At 68.9% G+C, this 16,782-nt stretch carries 15 protein-coding genes; 10 read left to right on the forward strand and 5 right to left on the reverse strand.

Going from position 1 to position 16,782, the window contains the following annotated elements; genetic code table 11:
* The first annotated feature begins 7 nt into the window (after positions 1-7).
* The 6 genes from AC1MLT_RS12340 (at position 8) to AC1MLT_RS12365 (ending at position 5,540) form a co-directional block, all read left to right on the forward strand.
* Positions 8-919, forward strand: a complete 912-nt coding sequence (locus AC1MLT_RS12340) for a DUF5672 family protein (protein WP_481032504.1) — start codon at positions 8-10, stop codon at positions 917-919.
* Entirely contained in the window at positions 916-1,710 is a 795-nt protein-coding gene (locus tag AC1MLT_RS12345) for a class I SAM-dependent methyltransferase (protein ID WP_481032505.1), read from the forward strand. The genes AC1MLT_RS12340 and AC1MLT_RS12345 overlap by 4 nt, the downstream gene beginning before the upstream one ends.
* A 106-nt stretch (positions 1,711-1,816) precedes the next feature.
* A complete protein-coding gene (locus AC1MLT_RS12350; RefSeq protein WP_481032506.1) occupies positions 1,817-4,174 on the forward strand; it encodes an NADP-dependent malic enzyme in 2,358 nt (785 codons plus the stop codon).
* A gap of 298 nt (positions 4,175-4,472) precedes the next feature.
* Positions 4,473-4,814, forward strand: a complete 342-nt coding sequence (locus AC1MLT_RS12355; protein WP_481035002.1) for a guanyl-specific ribonuclease — start codon at positions 4,473-4,475, stop codon at positions 4,812-4,814.
* Between the two features lie 106 nt (positions 4,815-4,920).
* On the forward strand, positions 4,921-5,322 hold the full coding sequence (locus tag AC1MLT_RS12360; protein WP_429596469.1) for a barstar family protein: 402 nt from the start codon (positions 4,921-4,923) through the stop codon (positions 5,320-5,322).
* A 65-nt stretch (positions 5,323-5,387) separates the two neighbouring features.
* Positions 5,388-5,540 carry a hypothetical protein gene (locus AC1MLT_RS12365; protein ID WP_481032507.1) on the forward strand — a complete coding sequence of 51 codons (153 nt, stop codon included), beginning with the start codon at positions 5,388-5,390 and terminating at the stop codon, positions 5,538-5,540.
* 71 nt (positions 5,541-5,611) lie between these two features.
* Here the strand turns inward: AC1MLT_RS12365 and rsmA are convergent, their stop codons facing one another.
* From rsmA to AC1MLT_RS12380, 3 genes are read right to left on the reverse strand one after another with little or no spacing between them, the layout of a single operon-like run.
* Positions 5,612-6,484, reverse strand: coding sequence for a 16S rRNA (adenine(1518)-N(6)/adenine(1519)-N(6))-dimethyltransferase RsmA (rsmA, locus tag AC1MLT_RS12370; RefSeq protein WP_481032508.1), 873 nt, complete (start codon positions 6,482-6,484; stop codon positions 5,612-5,614).
* A complete protein-coding gene (locus tag AC1MLT_RS12375) occupies positions 6,484-7,902 on the reverse strand; it encodes a peptidylprolyl isomerase (protein ID WP_481032509.1) in 1,419 nt (472 codons plus the stop codon). Before AC1MLT_RS12375 ends, rsmA begins: the two co-directional genes overlap by 1 nt.
* Positions 7,903-7,943: 41 nt before the next feature.
* On the reverse strand, positions 7,944-10,379 hold the full coding sequence (locus AC1MLT_RS12380; protein WP_481032510.1) for an LPS-assembly protein LptD: 2,436 nt from the start codon (positions 10,377-10,379) through the stop codon (positions 7,944-7,946).
* A gap of 104 nt (positions 10,380-10,483) precedes the next feature.
* On the opposite strand from AC1MLT_RS12380, the gene AC1MLT_RS12385 reads away from it, so the two are divergent.
* From AC1MLT_RS12385 to AC1MLT_RS12400, 4 genes are all read left to right on the forward strand, one after another.
* Positions 10,484-11,656: an aminoglycoside phosphotransferase family protein gene (locus AC1MLT_RS12385; protein WP_481032511.1), complete on the forward strand. Its 1,173-nt coding sequence runs from the start codon at positions 10,484-10,486 to the stop codon at positions 11,654-11,656.
* A gap of 4 nt (positions 11,657-11,660) precedes the next feature.
* Positions 11,661-12,404, forward strand: a complete 744-nt coding sequence (locus tag AC1MLT_RS12390; RefSeq protein WP_481032512.1) for a 16S rRNA (uracil(1498)-N(3))-methyltransferase — start codon at positions 11,661-11,663, stop codon at positions 12,402-12,404.
* On the forward strand, positions 12,401-13,777 hold the full coding sequence (locus AC1MLT_RS12395; RefSeq protein ID WP_481032513.1) for a M20/M25/M40 family metallo-hydrolase: 1,377 nt from the start codon (positions 12,401-12,403) through the stop codon (positions 13,775-13,777). The genes AC1MLT_RS12390 and AC1MLT_RS12395 overlap by 4 nt, the downstream gene beginning before the upstream one ends.
* 85 nt (positions 13,778-13,862) lie before the next feature.
* Complete coding sequence (locus AC1MLT_RS12400) at positions 13,863-14,540, forward strand: YidB family protein (RefSeq protein ID WP_481032514.1); 678 nt, start codon at positions 13,863-13,865, stop codon at positions 14,538-14,540.
* Between the two features lie 22 nt (positions 14,541-14,562).
* On the opposite strand, the gene AC1MLT_RS12405 is transcribed toward AC1MLT_RS12400, so the two are convergent.
* Complete coding sequence (locus AC1MLT_RS12405) at positions 14,563-16,074, reverse strand: M20 family metallopeptidase (RefSeq protein ID WP_481032515.1); 1,512 nt, start codon at positions 16,072-16,074, stop codon at positions 14,563-14,565.
* Between the two features lie 179 nt (positions 16,075-16,253).
* Positions 16,254-16,781, reverse strand: coding sequence for a bactofilin family protein (locus AC1MLT_RS12410; protein ID WP_481032516.1), 528 nt, complete (start codon positions 16,779-16,781; stop codon positions 16,254-16,256).
* Position 16,782 lies beyond the last annotated feature (1 nt).

Consider the following 16,782-nt stretch of genomic DNA (forward strand, 5'->3'; position numbering starts at 1 on the left):
ATCCGCCATGTCCGGGTTCTCCGACATCACGGTCGTCAGCGTCACGGGATGGCAGCCCGCGGCGGCCGGCGCGGCGCTCTCGGTGCAGCTCAGCGCCCACGAACTCCCCGGCAGCCGTGCGCTGCTGATCAGCCCGGAGCGGCCGGCCCTGCTGCCACCCTGGGTGCGGCACGTGCCGGTGCGGCCCTTCGGCTACATGGAATACAGCGTCTTCATGCTGTATGCGCTGCACCAGTTCATCGACACCGACTACGCATTGGTGGTGCAGGACGATGGCTGGGTGGTCTCGGGCCGGCACTGGCGGCAGGCCTATTTCGACTGCGACTACATCGGTGCGCCGGTCCACCTGGCCCGCGTGCGGCAGAAGTCGGGCGCGGCGCGGTTCGTCGGTGGTTTCGGATGGTGCGCCGAGGCGCTGAAGCCCGACGTGCTGATCGAGCCGGTCTTCAACGGTGGCTTCTCGCTGCGCAGCCAGCGACTGATGCGTGCTCCCCGGGCGCTGGGCCTGTCCCTGGAGATACCGCCACCGCTGGCATGCGATGTCTCGGATCCCGCGATGCAGCTGCAGTGGGAGAACGACGTGGTGCTGGAGGACGTGTGGCTGTGCATCGGCGCGCGCGCGGCACTGGAGGCGCACGGCGTGAGATTCGCGACCCTGGAGACCGCGCGCGGCTTCGCCATCGAGCATGCGAGTCCGTTGCTGCACGATGGCTACCCCCTGCAGACCATCGTCGGCCACCACAGCAAGTTCCGCAAGATCGTGAGCATCGGCGGCGAGATGCCGACCCTGCGCTACACGATCCCGCGCGCCGCCAGCGATTCGATCTTCGGCGAGCACGCCATCCAGCGCATGTTCCGCAGCCATGGCTGGCGCATCCAGTGGCCCGGCGGGATGCCGGGCGCGCGGGGCCTGTCGTGACCCGCTTCCTCTGGCAGGACCGGGAGGCCGACTACGTCTATCCCTTCAGCACCCGGCCCGAATGCATGGCGCTCATCCAGCGGCCGCCCGAGGTCGCCCTCGACATCGGCTGCGGCTCCGGCGGCGTCGGCTACGCGTTGCATCAGCGCTATCCGGCGTGCCAGCTCTGGGGCTGCGAACTCGACGCCTCGGCGGCGGCCCAGGCGAGGCGGCATTTCGACCACGTGATCGAGCAGGACGCGCAGGCGTTCGACTTCTCGAGCCTGGGCCTGGTCCGGCCGTTCGATCTGATCTGTCTGTTCGACGTGCTCGAGCACCTGACCAATCCCTGGAAGCTGCTGCAGGGCCTCCATCGCATCGCGGCCCCGGATGCGCATGTGCTGGTGAGCCTGCCCAACGTGGGCAACATCGCCCTGCTTCACGACGCGCTCAAGGGGCATTGGCGCTATCGCAGCTGGGGACTGCTGGACTTCACGCACCTGCGTTTCTTCACCGACTTCGATGCGCGCGCGATGTTCCACCAGACGGGCTACCGGGTGCTCGATCACCGCATCCACCTGCTGGGAGCCGGGACCGCGCTGCATGCGCAGCATCGCGACCAGTCGTTCCCGCGCCTGATCGCGTTCGGTCACCTGAGCCTGTATGTCGAGACCGTCCAGGCGTTCGATGCGCTGTGCGCCGATCAGAACCTCTACGTGATCACGCCGCGTCGCGACCCGCCGCCGGATGACCGCGACGCGATGCCGTCCGCGCCGGCCGACCCGCCGGTCCTGGCCTACGGCGGCGGCTAGCGCGCCGTCCCGCGACACGGGGCGAGGTCTACAATCGCGCCCCCTACAACACTTGTCGCACAGGCGCCGCTCCGAGTGCGCCAGCGACGGCAGGAGCCCGCCGCCCATGTCCGATTCCGCCTCCCTGAGCACCTCCACGCTGGCCGCGCCGAGCGCCGAAGACAAACGCGCCGAGATGCGCCGCGCCGCGCTCGAATACCACGAGCTCCCGACCCCCGGCAAGATCGCCATCGCGGCGACCAAGCAGATGATCAACCAGCGCGACCTGGCGCTGGCGTACTCGCCCGGCGTCGCCGCGCCGTGCGAGGAGATCGTCAAGGATCCGGTCAACGCGTTCAAGTACACCGCGCGCGGCAATCTGGTGGGCGTCATCTCCAACGGCACCGCCGTGCTGGGCCTGGGCGACATCGGTCCGCTGGCCTCCAAGCCGGTGATGGAGGGCAAGGGCGTGCTGTTCAAGAAGTTCGCCGGCGTCGACGTGTTCGACATCGAGATCGACGAGAAGGACCCGGTCAAGCTCGTCGAGGTCATCGCCGCGCTGGAGCCCACCTTCGGCGCCATCAACCTCGAGGACATCAAGGCACCGGACTGCTTCTACGTCGAGCGCGAGCTGCGCAAGCGCATGAAGATCCCGGTCTTCCACGACGACCAGCACGGCACGGCGATCACGGTCGCGGCGGCGCTGCTCAACGGCCTGAAGGTCGCGGGCAAGGACATCGCGAAGGTCAAGCTCGTGACCTCCGGCGCCGGCGCCGCGGCGCTGGCCTGCCTGAACCTGCTGCTCAAGGTCGGCCTGCAGCGCGAGAACGTGTTCGTCACCGACCTGGCCGGCGTGGTCTACGAGGGCCGCACCGAGCTCATGGACGACGACAAGCGCCAGTACATGCAGAACACCGAGGCCCGCACGCTCACCGACGTCATCGAAGGCGCGGACGTGTTCCTCGGCCTGTCGGCCGGCGGCGTGCTCAAGCCCGCGATGGTCGCCCGGATGGCCGCGCGCCCGGTGATCTTCGCCCTGGCCAACCCCAATCCCGAGATCGCCCCCGAGGACGCCCACGCGGTGCGCGGCGACGTCATCATGGCCACCGGGCGCACCGACTATCCGAACCAGGTCAACAACGTCCTGTGCTTCCCCTACATCTTCCGGGGTGCGCTCGACTGCGGCGCCACCACCATCACCGACGAGATGGAAGTCGCCGCGGTGCATGCCATCGCCGAACTCGCGCAGGCCGAGCAGAGCGAGCGCGTGGCGGCCGCCTATGTGGGCGAGAAGCTCAGCTTCGGTCCGGAATACCTCATTCCCAAGCCCTTCGACCCGCGCCTGATGATGAAGATCGCGCCGGCCGTCGCCAAGGCGGCCGTCGAGAGCGGTGTCGCGCTGCGCCCGATCGCCGACCTCGATGCCTATCGCGACCGGCTCCAGAGCTTCGTCTACGCGTCCGGCACGATCATGAAGCCGATCTTCGATGCCGCCAAGCGCGCCGCCAAGAAGCGCGTCGCCTATGCCGAGGGCGAGGAGGAGCGCGTGCTGCGCGCCGCGCAGATCGTGGTCGACGAGGGCCTGGCGCGCCCGACGCTGATCGGCCGTCCGGCCATCATCGCCCAGCGCATCGAGAAGTTCGGCCTGCGCCTGAAGGAGGAGCTCGACTACGACATCGTCAATGTCGAGCAGGACCACCGCTATCGCGACTTCTGGCAGACCTACCACCGCATGACCGAGCGCAAGGGCACGACGGTGCAGACGGCCAAGATCGAGATGCGCCGCCGGCTCACGCTCATCGGCTCGATGCTGCTGCACAAGGGCGAGGTCGATGGCCTGATCTGCGGCACCTGGGGCACCACCGCCATCCACCTGCACCACATCGATCAGGTGATCGGCAAGCGCCCGGGCGGTTGCGCCAGCACGCAGCAGGACCTCCCGATCTATGCCTGCATGAACGGTCTCCTGTTGCCCGGGCGTCAGGTGTTCCTGGTCGACACCCACGTCAACTACGACCCGACGCCGGAAGAGCTCACCGAGATCACCACGCTGGCGGCCGAGGAGATGGTCCGCTTCGGGCTGAAGCCGAAGGTGGCGCTGCTGTCGCATTCGAATTTCGGCAGCAGCAACGAGGCCAGCGCGCTCAAGATGCGCCGCACGCTCGAACTGCTGCGCGTGCACGCTCCCTGGCTCGAGGTCGATGGCGAGATGCATGGCGACGTGGCCCTCGATGGCAAGCAGCGCGCCGCGGTCATGCCGCACAGCGCGTTGACCGGCGATGCCAATCTGCTGGTATTCCCGGACCTGGATTCGGCCAACATCTCCTACAACCTCCTCAAGACCGCGGCGGGCGGCAACATCGCGATCGGCCCGGTGCTGCTGGGCGCGGCCAAGCCGGTCCACATCCTGACCGCCAGCGCCACGGTGCGGCGCATCGTCAACATGACGGCGCTGACCGTCGCCGACGCCAACGCCGACCGCTGAGGTCGCGACGCGAACGGAAAGGGTGGTTCGACCCCTTTCCAGTGCCATCTCCGGGGCATTCGAAGCCCCTTTGCGCCTGCCCAAAATTTGGGCAGGCGCTTGCTATTTGTGCGCCTCTGATGCACACTGCCCGGCTCGAATTCAAGGGTTAACCCTTCAACACAGTCGATTCGAGCCCCCGCGTCCTTCCTTCTGGTGCCTCATGGCGGCTTACGCCTTTATCACGTCTTTTTCATCCCGATTCGTCATGGCCGGTCTGGTGCTGGCAGGCTGCGGGATGGGAACGACAGGCCCGAGCATGGCGCAGTTCCGCGATGTGGACCGTCCGACGCAGAGCGCCGATGCAACGACATCGTCGATTCCCTTGTCGGAATTGCCGCCGCAAGGCCAGCGGACCTACCGGGCCATCTTCCAGGGCGGTCCTTTCGAACATGACAAAGATGGCACGGTCTTTGGGAACCGCGAGCGCTTATTGCCATCCCAGAGACGGGGTCACTACCGTGAATACACGGTCGACACGCCGGGCGCATCCAACCGGGGCGCGCGTCGCATCGTCTGCGGCGGCGAGCGCAAGACAGCGCCGCTTCTGTGTTGGTACACGGCGGATCACTATGCGAGTTTCAGGCGGATCGTGCCGTGAACGGTGACCGCGACCACACCCCCCGGATCGAGAAAGCACGCTCTTGTGCCCCGGTCCAATGACGACGAAGACAACGACGAAAACAACCATGGAAAGACCAGCGGAGATGACCTTATCCCTTCGTGCCGTGCGCCCCAATATCGTGCAGTCGATCCGCGCTTTCCGCGTGAACGATCTGCAGGAAGCGGCGCAAGAGGCAGGACAGCACTTCCTCTATGCGAACCTGGCCCAGGCTCAGAGCAAGCAGGATGTGCTGGACCTGATCGCGCAGCAATTCACCTTTCCCGCGCACTTCGGCAAGAACTTCGATGCGCTCTACGACTGCATGACGGACCCGCTGCACAAGTCCGGGCCGCAGCCGGGCTTCATCGTCGTGCTCGAGCAGATCCCGGCCAACGGCAAGTTCGACAAGGAAGCGCGCGAGCAGTTGCTCGACATCTTCCGTGACGCCTCCGACTACTGGGGCGATCGGAAGATACCGTTCAGATGCTTCTATTCTTTTCTGTAGCCCGTTCTGCAACCACCAGCCAAGCAGAACGGGCTGTAGAGGCTCAACAGGGAACCGGCCCCGCAGTGCTCAGCACCGCGACTCCGGCAGGCATCGAGATCGCCCCGGGCGATCCGACCGCCGAGAAGATGCCGACGGACAAGCTCCTGGACGTCTCGCCACTGGCGTTGCGCATGAGCAGTCCGTTCAACGCGGAATATTGGCTCGCCACCGCCTGATGCCGGACCGCGTCGCGGTCCGACGGCCCCACGCCTGAAGCCTGTCCTTCCCCGGACAGGCTTTTTTGCTTTCAGGGGGAGGGGGTCCGTTGTGGATCGGCTCCGGCCGGCCCGACGGCCTGGGCCAGTGCCACGTACTCCGCCACCGGCACTTCCTCGGCCCGGCGCTGGATGTCGAACGCGCCATCGAAACCATGCGTCTCGAGCCATCGACCCAGGGTATGGCGAAGGATCTTGCGCCGCTGGCTGAACGCCACCTGCACGAGCTCGCCCAGCAGGGCCGCATCGACCCGTGGTGGTTCGGCCAATGGCACCATGCGCACGACCGCGCTGTCCACGCGGGGCGGTGGCGCGAAGCTCTCCGGCGGCACGAACAGGATGTTCTCCATGTCGTAGCGCCATTGCAGCATCACGCTCAACCGGCTGTAGTCGGAGGTGGACGGTGTCGCGACCATGCGATCGATGACCTCCTTCTGCAGCATGAAGTGCTGATCGATCACCAGATGCGCGGAGCCGAGCAGGTGGAAGAGGATCGGCGTCGAGATGTTGTAGGGCAGGTTGCCGACGACGCGCAGCCGCCGGATCCGGCCTTCTTCGGCGGCGACCTCGACCGGACCATCGCTGCCGGAGCCGGCATCGGTCACGGGCCCACCCAGGCGTCGCGCCAGGGCGGCAAAGTCCACTTTCAGCACATCCGACTCGACGACATCGAGCTGGCCATGGCCACGCAGGCGTTGCGCCAGATCGCGGTCGAGTTCGATGACGGTGAGATGCCCCAGCCGCTCGACCAGGGGCTGCGTCAGCGCGGCGAGTCCGGGCCCGATCTCGACCATGGCATCACCCGGCTGCGGCGCGATGGCGCGCACGATCGCGTCGATGATCCCGCCGTCGCAGAGGAAGTGCTGGCCGAAGCGCTTGCGCGCGACATGGTGTGGCGTGGCCATCAGACCGGCGGCTGACGGAACTCCACATACGCCCGGGCGCGCACTTCCTGTGCCCAGGTTTCGTAGGCCTCGTCCATGCGCTTCTCGCGCAGGGTGGCACGCGCGGCTTCCCGCTGTTCGGCGGGCGTCAGCGGGGCTTCGCGCCGGCCCATGACCTGGATCAGGTGGACGCCGAAGCGCGAGACCACCGGATCGCTGATCTGGCCGGGCTGCAGCCGCGTGATCACCTCCTCGAATTCCGGCACGAACTGGCCGGGCCGGGTCCAGCCCAGGTCGCCGCCATCCTTGGCGCTGCCATCCTGGGAGTTGTCGCGCGCGAGGCCGGCGAAGTCGGCGGTGCCGGCCTGCAGGCGGCGCTTGAATTCGGCCAGTTGCGCGACCGCCTGGGCGGTGCTGCGCTGGGCGTCTGTGCGCAGCAGGATGTGACGGACCTGGGTCTGCGTGGTGGCCGCGTCGGCCGCGCCGGGCTGGGTCTTGGCCAGCACCTTGAGCACGTGGAAGCCCGCGCTCGAACGCACCGGCCCGGCGATGCCGTCGACCGGCGTCGCCTGCGTGGCCTCGACGAAGAGCGTGGGATAGCGCTGCACGCTGCGCAGGCCCATCGCACCGCCGCCGGCACGGTCCGCCGCGTCGGAGCCGTCGCGCGCGAGCGCGGCGAAATCCTCGCCGGCGCGCGCGCGCCGGGCGATCGCCTGGGCCTTCTGCTCCAGCGCGGCGACCTGCGCGTCGTTCGCGTTCTCCGGCACGGCCACCAGCACCTGGGCCAGGTTGATCTGGGTCGGCACCGCGGCATTGCCGCCCTGCTGGTCGCGCAGGTATTGCTCGATCTCGACATCGCTGATCCTCACCCGCGCATTGACCTCGCGTTCGCGCAACCGGGTGAGCAGGAGCTGATTGCGCAGGTCGTTGCGGAATTCGTTCCACGACATGCCCTCGGCGGCGACCCGGCGACGCAGTTCCTCGCGGCTGACCTGGTTCTGCCGTGCCACCGTCTCCTCGGCCTGATCGACCGTCAGGTCGTCGACCCGGATGCCGTTCTCCTTGGCCAGCTGCAGCTGCGCACGCTCCAGGATGATGCGCTCGAGCACCAGGCGCGCGAGTTCGCCGATCGGGGCACGCCGGGCTTCGGCGTTCTCGGCCAGGATGCGATTGACGCGCGTCTGCACCTCGGTGTTGGTGATGGGCTCGGAATTGACCAGGGCGACGATGAACTCGGCCGCACGCTGGCCCTGGACCGGCGCGGCGGCAGCGGGCTCCGCAGGCGCGATGCCGCGCTGCGGGTTGTTCATGATGTCCGTGATGCCGCTGCGCGCGTTGCCGGGTCGCAGGCCCAGTCCTTGCGCCTGGGCGCCGCAGACGGCACCCCCGAACGCGACCAGGCAGGCCAGAGTGAGGGCGGAGGGGGTAGGTGTCTTCATGTCGATGGGGGCGGGGCGGCCGTGGGGCCGGGGACCCGGGTTCAATCGTATTGCGTGTAGCGACTCGGTGGTTCCATCAGACCCGGCTGACGCAGGGGCTGGTAGCGCTGGATGTTCTGTGTCAGGGTCCGGATCGGGCTCGAACCGACGCTGGCGAAGCCGACGAACTCGAGCTGGAACATGATGCGGGTGTTGGCTGTGACCCGTCCGGTCGTCAGACGTTCCAGCACCACGCGGCCGATGTAGCAGCAGCCGTCGTATTCGAAGCCGATCACGCCGTCGGTGAGCTTGCTGTCCTTCAGGCTGTAGTTCATGCGACCGACGGCATACCAGCGGCCGCCGCCCTGGCCGCGGCCGGGGCCCAGGTCGCGGCCCTTGTCGCCCCACAGATCGTTGAGCGGCCACTGGAAACCGACGTCGAGCGACTTGTTGCCCGTCGTGGTGGAGGTGGGGGTGTCGGCCTGGTAGCGGAATGCCGCATTGAGCGTGTGATAGGGCGCCGGGTGGTAGCGGGTGCTCAGGGCCACGCGTTCGGAGCGCTGCGTGTCGGGGTTGTACTGCACCGTGGTGTCCACGCTCAGACGCGGCGTCCAGTTGACCTGCGCGCCCAGCAGCACGTCGCTCAGGCGGTCGGTCGATGGCAGGACGCCGGGCAGCGTGACGTTCTGGTCGGCGAAACGCAGGCGCTGGGCGACGCCGAAGCGCGCGGCCTCGACACCGGTGTTGGGATCGATCAGGCGCGTGCTGACGCCCAGGGTGAGCAGGTTGCTGTCGGAGATCCGGTCGTTGCCCGAGAACGCGTTCTCCGTGTAGACGGTGGCGAAGTTGAAGTCGTTCGCGGCGCTGTCGTAGACCGGCAGCTGGCTCTGGTCGCGATAGGGCGTGCGCACGTAGAAGGCGCGCGGCTCCAGGGTCTGGAGGAAGGCGCGGCCGAAGAAGTTGGCATCGCGCTCGAAGACCATCCCGCTGTCGAGGCTGAACGTCGGCACCGTGCGGCTGGCCGAGGTCTGGCCACCGGCCAGCGGCGAGTCGAACTGGTAGGACGTGGCGTTGAGCATCAGCTTGGGGATCACGAAGGTGCCGGGCGTGAGCCACGGCCGGCTGACCTGCAGGATGCCGAAGGCGCGCTCGCCGTTGGGCTGGACGATGCCGTTGAGGTTCGGCGCGTACTGCCGCTCGGCCCGGAATCGCGTGTAGTCGAGCGAGGTCGAGATGTCGAAGCCGCCGACGTCGTACTTGGTGTTGTTGGCCGTGAGTTGCGGCAGGCGGTCGTAGGGCGGCGTGATCGGCGACAGGTCGTACTGCAGCGTCTGGTAGGACAGCAGGCGCACCTGGCCGCTCCAGTCGCTCTTGCCCCAGTAGAGGGCCGCCTGGCTCTCCAGCAGGCGCGTGGAGAGCGTGGGTGTGCGCGAGAAGTCGCGCCAGTAGTTGTTGTCGCTCACGCGGTTGATGTTGAGCAGGCCGGACAGCGAGTTCAGGCCGAAGGAGGGGGCGTCGAAGACCTGGCGATGCGTCGTCCAGACACCCCAGCGATCGCGGTTGCGCAACTGGTCGGAGGGCATGAGGTCGGCGCGCACCATGCCGTTGTAGGTGCTCTCGAGATAGCGGAACTCGCTGCCCACGTTGATGCCGCGCTTGCTCATGAGCGTCGGATAGAGGGTGGCATCCCGGTTGGGGGCGATGTTCCAGTAGTAGGGCTGGGTGAGCTCGATGCCGTTGACGCTGTCGACGCCGAAGAAGGGCGACAGCAGACCGCTCTTGCGCTTCTCGTCGAGCGGAAAGCTGAACGACGGGAAGGCCGGCGTGCTCACGCCCATGAAGGTCATGCGCGCGTTCGTCGCGATGCCCACGCCTTCCTCGGTGTCGGTGGCCAGCGTGGCCGCGCTCAACAGCCAGGCCGGCATCCAGCCGGGGTAGTCCTCGATGCGGCAGGTGGTGTAGGTGACGCTGCGGGCCACCGAGACGTTGGCATCGACGAAGTCGATGCGTTCGGCCTCGCCATGGCCGCCGTTGACGAGGAAGCGGTAGCGCACGTTGCGGAAGAAGCCCTCGAAGGTCTCCAGCTTGAGCTGGAGTTCCGGGCCCTCGTAGACATTGCCGGCCTGGTTCACGCGCACGTTGCCCGTCGCCGTGGTCAGGTCGTCGGGCTGGTAGTACTCCAGCCGATCGGCATTGATGACGGTGTCGCCGCGGCGCACCGAGGCATTGCCGACGATCACGGTCTCCAGGTCGGGACGTCCGGTGATGCTGTCGCCGGCGACGAAGTTGGGCCGCTGCGAACGCTCGGACTGCGGAATCACCTCCAGCAGCTGGGCCGAGCGCTTCAGCACGAGCGGTGCATCGGCCCAGGAAGCGGCCTGCGGCTGTTGCTGCGCGCCGGCTCCCTGCGCATGCAGCAGCGCCAGCGACAGCAGGGCCAGGGGCAGCGGCGGACGATTCGGCGACCTGCGGGCGCGGAGGCGATTCGGTTCAGACATGGGCAGGAGACGTCACGGGTCGGCGGGAGGGAGACGCCGGCCACTGCGGCTGGCGGCGGGCTGCGCGGCATCCGCAGGCGGCGGATTTGTAGAATCGATTATCCATGACCGCATCCCCGTACACGCCCCCCGGCGGCGCTGCTTCCGCACGGGCCGCCGCCGTGCTCCCCGCCGATGCCGAAACCACGCGGGTTCCCGTGACCTGGGCCGATCCGGCCCGCGCGGCCGCCTTCGAGGCGTGGCTCGCGCGCATCGCGCCGCTCCAGGGTCTCGCGACCGACACGCTGCGCCTGGCCTCGGCCGATGCCAGCTTCCGGCGCTACTTCCGCATCGATGCCGCCGGCCCGGCCGGTCACGACGCGACCACCGTGCGCAGCCGCATCGTGATGGACGCCCCGCCGGTGCAGGAGGACAGCGAGCCCTTCGTGCGGATCGCGCAGCTCCTGCGCGAGGCCGGCGTGCATGCGCCCCAGGTGCTCGACTGGGATCGCGCGCATGGCTTCCTGCTGCTCGACGACCTGGGACGGCGCACGATGCTCGACGCCATCGACGCCCGCGATCCGGCCTCGGCGCTGCCGCTCTACGAAGCCGCCATCGACGAACTGATCCGCTGGCAGCTGGGTTCCAGGCCCGGCGTGCTGCCGCCCTACGACCGGGCGCTGCTCGAGCGCGAGCTGGCGCTGTTCCCCGACTGGTACATCACGCGGCATCGCGGGGTGACGGTCGAAGGCCGGCTGCAGGAACGGCTGGAGCGCAGCTTCCGGCTGATCGTCGAGAACAACCTGTCGGTGCCGGCGGTGTACGTGCATCGCGACTTCATGCCGCGCAACCTGATGCTGGCCGACGACCCGGCCGAGGCCGGCGCCCGCCTGGGCGTGCTGGACTTCCAGGATGCGGTCCATGGTCCCATCACCTACGACATCGCCAGCCTGATGCGCGATGCCTTCCTGAGCTGGGAGGAGGACTTCGTGATCGACGTGACCGTGCGCTACTGGCAGGCCGCGCGCAAGGCCGGATTGCCCGTCGACGCCGATTTCGGTCACTTCTATCGCACCGTCGAATGGATGGGCCTGCAGCGCCACCTGAAGGTCGCGGGCATCTTCGCGCGCCTGACGCTGCGCGACGGCAAGCCCAGGTATCTGGCCGACACGCCACGCTTCATCGCCTACATCCGCGCCACCGCGAGCCGCTACATGGAGCTGACGCCGCTGCTGCGGGTGGTCGACGAGGTGGAAGGCACGCAGGCGCAGTCGGGCTTCGCCTACGGCAGGATCTGACGGCGTGCCGCGCTTCCACTGCGCCACCGCGCTGCACTCCGGCGCCGACCTGCTGCTGCCGGCCGGCGCCGCGCGGCACGTCCAGGTGCTGCGGCTGCAGCCGGGCGATGCGATCGTGCTGTTCGACGGCGCGGGCGGCGAGTACGCCGCCGTCGTCGAGCGCATGGGCCGCAGCGAGGTGGCGGTGCGGGTCGGCGCGCGCGATCCCGTGGAGCGCGAGGCCGGGCAGGCCGTGCACCTGGCCGTCGGCATGCCGGCCAACGAGCGCATGGACTGGCTGGTCGAGAAGGCGACCGAACTGGGCGTCGCCAGCATCCAGCCCCTGATGAGCGCCCACGGCGTGCTCCGACTCCATGGCGAGCGTGCCGACAAGAAGCGCGCCCACTGGGAAGCGATCGCCATCGCGGCGTGCGAACAGTGCGGACGCAATCGCGTTCCCGTGATCCATCCGGTGCGCGGCTTCGGCGACTGGATCGCGGGCCCAGCCGACGGCACCGCGCGAGCGCTGGTGCTGAGCCTGGCGCCGGGCACGCGCGCCATCGCCGACCACGTCGCCGCGCGGCCGGCCCTGACCACGGCGGCCGCCTGGCGCGTGCTCAGCGGCCCCGAGGGTGGCTTGAGCGCCGCCGAGGAACAGCAGGCGCTGCGCGCGGGTTTCGCGCCCGTCACGCTCGGCCCGCGCGTGCTGCGCGCCGAGACCGCCGCCCTCGCGGCGCTGATCGCCCTGGCCGAGGTGCCGCCCGCATGAGTTGCAGCGCCCGTGGCACGGCGATGCTGGCCGGCCTTGCCGGCCTGTGCCTGGTGGGCGCGATGCGGATGGCGCAGGCGCAGGGAGCGGGTCTCGGGTCGTCGCCCTGGCCGGTGAGTCCCCGGGTCGAGCGCACCTACGTGCAGTTGCTCGCGGCACCGGCGGTGCAGGCGGTGCTCGACGCCGTCGCGGCGGATCACGCGCGCTCCATCGAGGATCTGCGCCGGCTGACCGAGATCGAGGCGCCCCCCTTCGGCGAGCAGGCGCGCGCCGCGGCCTTCCTGGCGCGCCTGAAGGCGCTCGGCCTGCCCGACGCCTACATCGACGCCGAGGGCAATGTCATCGGCCTGCGTCGCGGCCGCTCCACCGCCACGGGCCACGAGGTCCCGAAACTGGTGGTCACGGCGCATCTGGATACGGTGTTCCCGGCCGGTACCGATGTGCGGGTGAAGGCGCGCGGCGACCGGCTCTACGCCCCGGGCATCTCCGACGACGTGCGTGGCCTGTCGGTGCTGCTGTCGTGGCTGAAGGTGCTGGAGGACCAGCGGCTGCGCACGGTCGGCGACCTGCTGTTCGTCGGCAGCGTCGGCGAGGAGGAGCTCGGCAACCTGCGTGGCATGCGGCATCTCTTCGAGACCCAGCGCGACATCGATGGCCTCGTCGGACTCGAACCCGCCCCCGATGTCCACCTGATCGTCGCCGGCACCGCCAGCCGGCGCCACGAGATCGTCTTCGAAGGCCCCGGCGGCCACAGCTTCGGTGCCTTCGGCCGCGTCCCGAGCGCGGTGCATGGCATGGGACGCGCCATCGCGCGCATCGCCGACATCCGCACGCCGGCCTATCCACGCACCACCTTCACCGTCGGCACGGCCTCCGGCGGCAGCGCGGTCAACGCCATCGCCGCCGAGGCGCGCATGACGGTCGACATCCGCTCCGACGACAGCGCGGTGCTCGAGCAGGCCGAGCGCCGGGTGCTGGGCGCCGTGAAGGCCGCCATCGCGGCCGAGAACCGACGCTGGGGCGTCGACACGCTCACCGCCTCCGTGCGGCTGATCGGCGATCGGCCGGGCGGGCGCACGCCTTCCGATGCGCCGATGGTGGAGGCCGCCGTGCGAGCCAATACCGCCTATGGCCTGCGCAGCGTGCTGCAGGCGTCCAGCACCGATGCCAACGTGCCGATGTCGCTCGGCATCCCGGCGGTGGTACTGGGCGGCGGTGGCCGAACCGGTGGCTTCCACACCACCGGTGAATGGATCGAACTCGATGGCGCCTGGCTGGGGGCGCAGCGCTCGCTGCTCACCGTGCTGGCGCTCGTCGGCGTCGAGGGCGCGAGCGAGCCCCTGCTGTCGAGGCGCGCTCCGCGCTCACCATGAACGACCGCGGGTCGCCGCGATTGCTTACGCCTTCGCGTGTCCGGTTGCAAAGCCGCCCTGTCGGGGCGCGGGGCGGCATCGCACAATGAAACGCGGCCCGGCATCGCGCGGGCTGCATCTCGATCCACGGATCCATACGTCACAGGGAAGGAACAACATCATGGGATTGCTCGATTTGGTACTCGGCCAGGTGCTCGGCGGCAACAACGCCGCTACCAGCGCGTCTCCCACGGCTGCGGGCCCCGCCGGGGCGAACGCCCAGGACGGCGGACTGGGCGGATTGGGTGGGCTGGGCGGTCTGGCGGGACTGGGTGGCGCCGGGGGCGCAGGCGGCCTGGAGGCCATCTTCGGCAGCCTCCTCGCCAATGATGGCGGCCAGGGCGGCATCGGCGGTCTGGTGTCGAAGTTCGAACGCGCCGGCATGGGCGACGTGATCGGCTCGTGGATCGGCAAGGGCGACAACAAGCCGGTCTCCGAAGGCCAGCTCGGCAACGTGCTGGGCGGCGACGTGGTGTCGGGCCTGGCGCAGAAGCTGGGCATCAACGCCGGCATGCTGCTGCCGTTGCTCGCCTCGGTGCTGCCGATGCTGATCGACAAGCTGACGCCGCAGGGTCAGGTCCCCGCCCAGGGCCTGGGCAACCTCGATCAACTCACGGGTGGGGCCAGCCCTCGGGATGCCATGTCCGGCGTCCCGGGACAGGGTACGGCGAACTCCGAAAACGAGTTGCTCGCCTCGCTCAGCAATCTGCTGCAGAAACGCTGAGCGACGACGTCTCCAGGCGCGCTCAGGCCGAGGCGGCCGCCAGGTGCTCGGCCTGGTGGGCGGCCGGCAGCGCGGCGATCACCTCGGCCACGGCGGCGGTCAGCTTCTTGGCATAGGGCACGTGCAGGAATTCGTTGGGACCGTGCGCGTTGCTCTTGGGGCCGAGCACGCCGCAGACCATCATCTGCGCCTTCGGAAAGCCCTCGCTCAGCATGTTCATCAACGGGATCGTGCCGCCCTGGCCGATGTAGCCGCATGGCGCGCCGAAGTGCGCCAGCGATGCGGCATCGAGCGAGCGCTCGAACCAGGGCGTGATCACCGGTGCGTTCCAGCCGGTGGCGCCACCGCCGCCCTCGAAGGTCACCTTGGCCTGGTAGGGCGCGTTGTCCTCCAGCAGGGCCTTGAGTTCCTGCACCGCCTGGCCGGCATCGACCAGCGGCGGCAGGCGCAGCGAGAGCTTGAAGGCGGTGTAGGGGCGCAGCACGTTGCCGGCGTCCTTGAGCGCCGGGAAGCCGTCGGCGCCGGTCACCGACAGGGTCGGCTTCCAGGTGCGGTTGAGCAGGGCCTCGACCGGATCGGTGGTGGTGGGCAGGGTGAATGTCGTCGAGCCCTCGCAGTCGTAGTGCGCCCACGGGAACCGCTTGTGGATCTCGTCGCCGAGGATGGCGGCCGTGACCCGGGCCTGGGCCAGGCGGTCGGGCGGCACCTCGCAATGGAAGCTCGCGGGCAGCAGGCGGCCGGTGGCGCTGTCCTCCAGGCGGTCGAGCACCTGACGCATGATGCGGAAGCTCGACGGCACCAGCCCGGAGGCATCGCCGGAGTGCACGCCCTCGGTGAGCACCTCGACCTTGAGCAGACCGCCGGCCATGCCGCGCAGGGAGGTGGTGAGCCAGAGCTGGTCGTAGTTGCCGGCGCCCGAATCCAGGCAGATCACCAGGCCGACCTCGCCCAGGCGATCCCGCAGGGCGTTCACATAGGGCAGCAGGTCGTAGGAGCCACTTTCCTCGCAGGTCTCGATCAAGCCGACGATGCGCGGATGCGCCGCGCCCTGGTTCTTCAACGCCTGGACCGCGGCGATGCTGGCATAGACCGCATAGCCGTCGTCGGCGCCGCCACGGCCATAGAGCCGGCCGTCCTCGTACTTTGGCGTCCAGGGGCCGAGGTCCGAGCGCCAGCCGGTGAACTCGGGCTGCTTGTCCAGGTGGCCGTACATCAGCACCGTGTCGGTCATCGGCGTGCCGGTGGCTGCGATCTCGAAGAACAGGACCGGGGTGCGGCCCTCGAGCCGGATGATCTCCAATGTCAGGCCCTCGACCTTCTGGGCCTCGACCCAGGCGGCGGCATTGCGCAGCACGGTGTCGATGTGGCCATGGGCCACCCAGTCCTTGTCGAAGCCGGGCGACTTCGCGGGGATGGCGATGTAGTCGGTGATCTGGCGCACGATGTCGCCGTCCCAGCGGGCGGTGACGTCGGACAGGGCGCGCTGGGCATCGAGCAGGCCAGCGGGCATTTCGCGATGCAGGGGTGCGTTCATGGGGAGGGTTCTCCGCGGAAGGTGATGCGTGGGGTTGCATTCCATTCTGCGCCCGCCGAAGAGGCCGGGTCCACAGGGCGGACTTGGTGCCGCGGAGTCAGCACCCCATGAAAAAAGCACCCGGTTCGCGGGTGCTTCGGGGCGTCGCGGCGGGCCCGCTGACGGAGCCTGGCGCCGGTTCAGGCGGCCTGCAGGGAAGGCTTGCGACCATCCGCGGCGCCGAAGGTGATTTCGCCGGAGAGCTGGCCGCCTTCCTCGATCACGATCTTGCCGTAGCGGATCTTGCCGGTCACGCGGCCGGTGGCGTGGATCACCAGCTTGTCGCGCACGATGAGGTTGCCATCGAACACGCCACGGATCTCGGCGATGTCGATGTGGGCCGATCCCTTGAATTCACCCTGCTCGGAGATCTGGATCACGCGCGAGTCCATCGTCGCCTCGACCAGGCCCTCGACCACGAGCGTGTCGCAATCGGTGATCTCGACGCCCTTGAGCTTGATGTTGGGGCCGACCGTGAGCTTGCTGCCTTCCTTGGGCGCGGGCGCTGCGGCCGGCGCGGCCGTGGCTGCGCCAGCCGACAGGGGAGACGAGGACTGGGCCGGCATGCCGCCCAGGCCGTTGCCGCCGCCCACCAGGGGTGCCGGACGGGAATTGAAATTGTCGGGTTCGCGATCGCGTTTGCCGAAGAAGGGGGACTGTGAAGCCAAG

This window comes from Variovorax sp. PEI5 (assembly GCF_056679935.1).